Annotated in this window: 1 protein-coding gene; it reads right to left on the bottom strand. The window is 52.5% G+C overall.

From position 1 onward, the window contains the following. Positions 1-386: 386 nt before the first annotated feature. Entirely contained in the window at positions 387-689 is a 303-nt protein-coding gene (locus NKJ01_RS36260) for a hypothetical protein (RefSeq protein ID WP_352735388.1), read from the bottom strand. Between the last annotated feature and the right edge of the window lie 97 nt (positions 690-786).

Below are 786 nucleotides of genomic sequence, written 5' to 3'. Positions count from 1 at the left end.
TCTACTAAAACCGCTGCGCACTTTTGGGCGACATATACTAGTGCCCGGTTCCCGCAGCCTTTTGCCGACGACACTTGACCGCCTCCAGCAGTTCGCGCTCGCCGGTGTGAACATTTTGAAAAATGGCCACGACCATCACCGCCAAGATTTCGGCGTCCGGGTCTAAAGGGTCGAGATGTTCATTCGCGCAGACCCGATCGAACACACGTTCGCAAATAGCCAGATCGTGAGGGCTGAGGCAGGAGTGATTGAAACGCCGACGCAGCATCTGTGCGAACCTTTCAGCGCCTGCCGCCCGTGCTTTGCGGCGGGCTTTTTAGTGATGAACCGCTGTCACGATGGAATGCTTAGGTGACAATATCGTCCACAGGTGTATTGGAATCAGTTTACCTGCTACCTGATGATTGCTCTGTTAAGAGTCCCAAAATCAGCGCGCACTCACGAGCTCTATATTGCCCGGCAGTCATAAGCTGGTAGTAATCTCGCTGCTTGTCTTCCGGGACCTGAAATCCGCGTCGAAATTCCGCCGCTGCTTTCGGAGTTCGTGTACAGCCGAGTTTGCTGGCGGTGACTTTCAAACTGGCCAGCGAGCATCCGATCTTTGCCGCTATAGCTTTCAACGGCTCATTGTTACCGTATCCCTCAAGAATTACCTTGCGACGAGCTTCGCCGTTGAGCTTTGTGGTCATTTCGGTGACATCCTCAACTCACTATTTCACGATGCCAGATTTTATACGCATCAGGTTGAAGAGTGTCGTTATCTTCGCATCCAGAAACTTATCCCGG

This window comes from Mesorhizobium sp. M0276, from assembly GCF_040321755.1.
Taxonomy (GTDB): Bacteria; Pseudomonadota; Alphaproteobacteria; order Rhizobiales; family Rhizobiaceae; genus Mesorhizobium.
Note: the sequence above shows the minus strand (reverse complement) of the source record. Positions and strands in the feature narration are given on the sequence as shown.

Excerpts from the sequence above, each read along its gene's own strand:
- NKJ01_RS36260 (WP_352735388.1), bottom strand. The coding sequence starts at position 689 with ATGACCACAAAGCTCAACGGCGAAGCTCGTCGCAAGGTAATTCTTGAG.